Annotated in this window: 8 protein-coding genes; 3 read left to right on the forward strand and 5 right to left on the reverse strand. The window is 71.4% G+C overall.

All coding sequences use genetic code 11. The features are described 5' to 3' along the window. Nucleotides 1–462: manganese catalase family protein (locus AX737_RS29255; protein ID WP_197430765.1), on the forward strand; the 462-nt coding region annotated here is incomplete at its 5' end. An 86-nt stretch (nucleotides 463–548) separates the two neighbouring features. Here AX737_RS29255 and AX737_RS29260 read toward each other — a convergent pair. Together AX737_RS29260 and tyrS are read right to left on the reverse strand one after the other, a co-directional pair. Continuing rightward, a complete protein-coding gene (locus AX737_RS29260; RefSeq protein ID WP_066927494.1) occupies nucleotides 549–881 on the reverse strand; it encodes a hypothetical protein in 333 nt (110 codons plus the stop codon). A gap of 117 nt (nucleotides 882–998) precedes the next feature. Beyond that, nucleotides 999–2270, reverse strand: coding sequence for a tyrosine--tRNA ligase (tyrS, locus tag AX737_RS29265; RefSeq protein ID WP_066927496.1), 1272 nt, complete (start codon nucleotides 2268–2270; stop codon nucleotides 999–1001). Between the two features lie 122 nt (nucleotides 2271–2392). Here tyrS and AX737_RS29270 point away from each other — a divergent pair, with 122 nt between their 5' ends. Both AX737_RS29270 and AX737_RS29275 read left to right on the forward strand, forming a co-directional pair. After that, complete coding sequence (locus AX737_RS29270) at nucleotides 2393–3526, forward strand: anhydro-N-acetylmuramic acid kinase (protein WP_082773371.1); 1134 nt, start codon at nucleotides 2393–2395, stop codon at nucleotides 3524–3526. After that, a complete protein-coding gene (locus AX737_RS29275) occupies nucleotides 3523–4119 on the forward strand; it encodes a DUF3578 domain-containing protein (protein ID WP_066927497.1) in 597 nt (198 codons plus the stop codon). The genes AX737_RS29270 and AX737_RS29275 overlap by 4 nt, the downstream gene beginning before the upstream one ends. 12 nt (nucleotides 4120–4131) lie before the next feature. On the opposite strand, the gene AX737_RS29280 is transcribed toward AX737_RS29275, so the two are convergent. The 3 genes from AX737_RS29280 to AX737_RS29290 all read right to left on the reverse strand — a co-directional run. Beyond that, nucleotides 4132–4419, reverse strand: a complete 288-nt coding sequence (locus AX737_RS29280) for an addiction module antidote protein (protein WP_066927499.1) — start codon at nucleotides 4417–4419, stop codon at nucleotides 4132–4134. A 7-nt stretch (nucleotides 4420–4426) separates the two neighbouring features. After that, nucleotides 4427–4723, reverse strand: coding sequence for a type II toxin-antitoxin system RelE/ParE family toxin (locus tag AX737_RS29285; protein WP_066927501.1), 297 nt, complete (start codon nucleotides 4721–4723; stop codon nucleotides 4427–4429). 64 nt (nucleotides 4724–4787) lie between these two features. Further along, the coding region (locus AX737_RS29290; protein ID WP_156454040.1) for an EamA family transporter at nucleotides 4788–5092 on the reverse strand (305 nt) is incomplete at its 5' end.

Raw genomic sequence — 5092 nt, forward strand, 5'->3', positions numbered from 1 at the left:
CTCGAGTGCGGCGCCCGCCTGCACAAGTTGCGCGTCTACGAGACCCTGAAGGACCCGACCGGCCGCGAGGTCTGCGGCTACCTCCTGGTGCGCGGCTCGGTCCACGCCCACGCCTACGCGCTGGCGCTGAAGAAGCTCACCGGCGTCGAGATCGAGAAGATGCTGCCGACCCCGAACATCGTGCTCGACAAGATCCCCGAGTGCCAGAAGTACCTGCAGGAGGGCTCGCACCGCCGGCTCTACACCTTCGGCTCCCCGGACTACCCTGAGATGGCGGGCGTCTGGTCGAACGACGAGGTGGCGCTGCCGGGCGATCCGCCGGGCAACCTCGAGATCGTGGACGGGCCGCCGGAGGGCGGCAAGATCCCGGAGCTCGACGGCAATTACGGCGCCTTCGCGCCGGACTACGCGCCGCAGGAGATCTTCGAGATCGCGAGCAAGCTCTACCAGAAGAGCCGCTGAGACAGGTTTCCTCGATCGACAGGGCGTCCAGAGGGCCGCCGGCCCTCTGGCGAGTCCTCAGGGCAGGGCCCTGAGATCGGGATCTCTCAGTAGCGCCAGGCCGGATCGATCGGGGCAGGCGCCAGCACGAAGACCTTCGGGTGCTTGCGCGCGCCGAACCGGCTCTCGCTGAACTCGTCGTTGTAGTAGTCGAACCCGGTCAGGCCGAAGCCGCCGCCGTTCATCACCTGCGGCACCGGCACCGGCGGCATCGCGAGGTCGGGGCGCGTCGGCGGCACGATCACCCGGCCGGCCCGGTCGGTCTGCAGCACGGTCGGCGCGTCGGGCGCGTAGTAGATCACCGGCTGCGCCGTCGCGGGGCCGGCGCATCCCAGGGCGAGGAGGCCGGCGGCCAGGACGTGTCGGGCTCGAAGGGTCACGTGGGATCTCCGTCACGGTTCCGGCCGCGGGCCGGTCTGATCTCCGGACTATGCCGGAAGACCGCCCGCTTGTCCGTGGCTTGGCCGCACGGGCGGCCGGCTTTTCCAGAACCCGGATCACTCGGCCTTGAGCAGCACGTGGCGCTTGCGCCCGAAGGAGAGCTTGATCACGCCCTCCGGGGTCAGGTCGGAGAGGGTGAGCACTGCCCGCTCGTCGGCGACGGCCACGTCGTTGACCTTGAGGCCGCCGCCCTTGATCTGGCGCCGCGCCTCGCTGGTCGAGGGCACGAGCCGGGCATGCTCCGGCCCGAAGGCCGTGAGCACGCCGAGACCGGCCTCCAGCGTCGCGCGCGGCACCGCGACGCTCGGGAGATCCGCGGCGAGCGCCCCCTCCACGAAGGTCTTGCGCGCGGTCTCGGCGGCCGTGTCCGCCGCCTCGCGCCCGTGCATCAGGGCGGTGGCCTCGGTGGCGAGCACGCGCTTGGCCTCGTTGATCGCCGCCCCCCCGCGCCCGGCGAGCTCCGCGATCTCGGGCAGCGGCAGCAGCGTGAACAGCTTCAGGAAGCGCTCGACGTCGGCGTCCTCGGTGTTCCGCCAGAACTGCCAGTAGTCGTAAGGCGAGAGCATTCCGGCATCGAGCCACACGGCGCCGGCGGCGGTCTTGCCCATCTTGGCGCCCGACGCCGTGGTCAGGAGCGGGCAGGTGATGCCGTAGAGCTGGGGCGTGCCGAGCCGGCGCCCGAGATCGATGCCGTTGACGATGTTGCCCCACTGGTCCGATCCGCCCATCTGCAGGATGCAGCCGTAGCGCCGGTTCAGCTCCACGAAGTCGTAGGATTGCAGGATCATGTAGTTGAATTCCAGGAACGAGAGTTCCTGGTCGCGCTCCAGGCGCATGCGCACGCTGTCCATCGACATCATGCGGTTGACCGAGAAGTGCCGTCCGATGTCGCGCAGCATCTCGATGTAGTTGAGCTTGGTCAGCCACTCGGCGTTGTCGACCATGCGGGCGTCGTTGCCCGACTCGCCGAATGCCAGGAAGCGCGCGAATGTCTTCTGGATGCCCGCCTTGTTCTCCTCGATCTGCTCCAGCGTCAGGATCTTGCGCGACTCGTCGCGGCCCGAGGGATCGCCGACGCGGGTGGTGCCGCCGCCCATCAGCGCGATCGGCTTGCCGCCCGTCTTCTGCAGCCAGTGCAGCATCATGATCGACAGGAGGTGGCCGACATGCAGCGAGGCCGCCGTGCAGTCGTAGCCGACGTAAGCCGTCAGCCGCCCGTCGAGCGCCGCCTGGTCGATGCCGGCGAGGTCCGAGCCCTGGTGGACGTAGCCGCGCTCGATCAGGACCCGCAGGAAGTCGGATTTCGGGGCGAAGCTCTCAGGCGTCATGGGAAGTCCCGGAGGGGCGGCCGGGCGACAGGCTCTCGCCCGCGTGCTAGCTCGGCCGGCATGAGGTGGGTTCGGGGCGGCTCTTAGCAGGGCGCTCCCGGAAAGGCACGGGGGAGTCCGGCATGGCGATGATGCGCGCGATCGGCCTGATGAGCGGCACCTCGCTGGACGGTGTCGACATCGCCCTGATCGAGACGGACGGCGAGACGATCCGGGTCGAGCGCGGCCACAACAACTTCCTGGCGCCGCTCGGCCCCACCGGCTACCGCGGCTACGGCGAGGACGAGAAGGCGCTGCTGCGCGCTGCCACGAAGGACGCCGAGAGCGTGGTGCGGCCCGACGACCGGCCGGGCCGCCTGCCGGAGGCGGAAGGCTTCGTCACCCGGGCGCACGCGGAGGCGGTCGAGCAGTTTCTCGCCGACAACGGCCTCCAGCCCGCCGACATCGACGTGATCGGCTTCCACGGCCAGACCGTGATCCACCGGCCCGACCACCGCATCTCGATCCAGATCGGCGACGGGCCGGCGCTCGCCTCCCGCCTCGGCATCGCGGTGGTGTCGGACCTGCGCCGGGCCGACATCGAGGCGGGCGGGCAGGGGGCGCCGCTGGTGCCGGTGTTCCACAAGGCGCTGGCGGAAGCCGCCGGCATGGAAGGGCCCTTCGGCATCCTCAACATCGGCGGGGTGGCGAACGCGACGCTGGTCGATTCCAAGGGTGGCGTGATCGCCTTCGACACCGGGCCGGGCAACTCCCTCATCGACGAGTGGATGCAGGAGCGCGAGGGCAAGAACCTCGACGACGGGGGCCGCACCGCCGCCCGCGGACGGCCCGACGAGCAGCTGCTGGCCTGGCTCCTCACCCACCCGTTCTTCTTCCGCAGGCCGCCGAAATCGCTCGACCGGAACTGGTTCTCGCACAAGCTCGCGGGCCAGCTCTCGACCGAGGACGGCGCCGCGACGCTGACCGCCTTCACGGCCCGCGCGGTCGCCCGCGCGCTCGACCACGCCCCCGAGATCCCGACCCGCTGGATCGTGGCGGGCGGGGGTGCCCGCAACGGCGAGCTGGTGCGGCTCCTCAACTACCACCTGCGCGCCGAGATCATGACCGCGGACGCGATCGGCTGGTCCTCGGCCTATCTGGAGGCGCAGGCCTTCGCCTACCTGGCGGTGCGCTCGATGCAGGGCCTGCCGATCACCTTCCCGGCGACCACCGGCGTGCGCGAGCCGATCTCCGGCGGGGTGCTGTCGCGGCCGTGAGCCTCGGCTACGCCCTGCGGCGCATTGTGGAGGAGTATCCGCTCGCCCGGCTCGACCCGCCGGCCGGGCACCCGCTCGCGGCGGTGATCCGAAAGGGCGCGCCGGACGAGCTGCGCCGGGCGCTCGCCGGCATCGACGGCCCGTTCCTGGTGAAGGGCAGCCCCGGGCGCGGCACGCGCTGGGCCGCCGTGCCCTGGCTCGCAGCCTTCGACCCCGCCATCACAACCAGCGCGACGCGGGGCTACTACCTCGTCTACCTATTCCCGGCCCACCGCGAGCGGGTGCACCTCTCGCTGGCGCAGGGCACGGCGGCGGCGATCCGCGAGCACGGCCCGCGCGCCGGGGACTACCTCCGCGCGAGCGGCGACGCGCTGCGTGAGCGGCTCGGCGACTTCGCCGACCGGCTGCCCGTCCGTGCGATCGCGCTCGGCAGCGCGGGCGCGTTGCCCGAGGGCTACGAGGGCGCCCACATCCTGGGCCTCAGCTACGACCTCGCCGATCTCGGCGACGAGCGGCGGCTGATCGCGGATCTCGCCGCGGGCGTGGCCGCCTACCGGGCGCTCAGGGCGCGTGGGGGGCTGGCGGTGGGCTGACCTGGCCGCCCGTCAGCCGGGCGCGACCGTCGCGGTGAGGCGGATGTTGAGAGCGCCCAGCACGCGCAGGGCCGTGTCGAGGCTCGGGTTCCCCTCGTCGGACAGGGCTCGATACAGGCTCTCGCGCGAGAGCCCGGCCTCGCGGGCGATCTGGGTCATGCCGCGGGCTCGGGCCACGACGCCGAGCGCGTGGCGGAACAGGGCCGCATCGCCCTCCTCGATGGCGGCGGCGAGATACTCGGCGATGGCCTCGTCGGAATCGAGATGCTCGGCCGAGTCGTAGGGCTTGGTCTCGGTCATGGTGCCCTCATAGGGTTGCCGCGATCGCCCTTGCCCGCGCGATGTCGCCGTCCTGGCCCGCCTTGTCGCCACCGCAGAGCAGGACGACCAGTGTCTCGCCACGGCGCACGAAATAGACGCGGTAGCCCGGGCCGTGATCGATGCGCAGCTCGCTCACACCCTCGCCGACCGGCTTGACGTCGCCCGGATTGCCCAAGGCCAACCGGTCGATCCGCGATGCGATCCGAGCCTTCGCGCGTGCGTCGCGCAAGCTGTCGATCCACTTCGCGAAGACCGCCGTGCGCCGGATCTGTAGCGTGAGCAAATGTAGCCTATAGGCTACATTTGGACAAGGGCCAAGCGTCGCGTCCCGCGACGGGGATCGCCGCCTACCGGGCGCTCAGGGCGCGTGGGGGGCTCGCGCTGCCGGATGCCGGCTCGCCCCGGCCGCCGCGCGCCCGCTTCCGGCGGGCGGCGAGCACGTTGAGGGCGATGCCCGTCAGAATCAGCCCACCGCCCACGGCCTCGGCCGGCTCGAAGGGCTCGCCGAGGAACCAGTTCGTGCTCGCGATCCCGACCACAGGCACGAGCAGCGCGAAGGGCGCCACCGTGGCGGCCGGGTAGCGGGCGAGCAGGCGGTTCCACAGGGGGAAGGCGAGCAGCGTCACCGGATAGGCGATGAACAGGATCACGG

This window comes from Methylobacterium sp. CCH5-D2 (assembly GCF_001556475.1).
GTDB classification, from domain to species: domain Bacteria; phylum Pseudomonadota; class Alphaproteobacteria; order Rhizobiales; family Beijerinckiaceae; genus Methylobacterium; species Methylobacterium hispanicum.

Excerpts from the sequence above, each read along its gene's own strand:
- tyrS (WP_066927496.1), bottom strand. The coding sequence starts at position 2,270 with ATGACGCCTGAGAGCTTCGCCCCGAAATCCGACTTCCTGCGGGTCCTG.
- AX737_RS29270 (WP_082773371.1), top strand. The coding sequence starts at position 2,393 with ATGGCGATGATGCGCGCGATCGGCCTGATGAGCGGCACCTCGCTGGAC.
- AX737_RS29280 (WP_066927499.1), bottom strand. The coding sequence starts at position 4,419 with ATGACCGAGACCAAGCCCTACGACTCGGCCGAGCATCTCGATTCCGAC.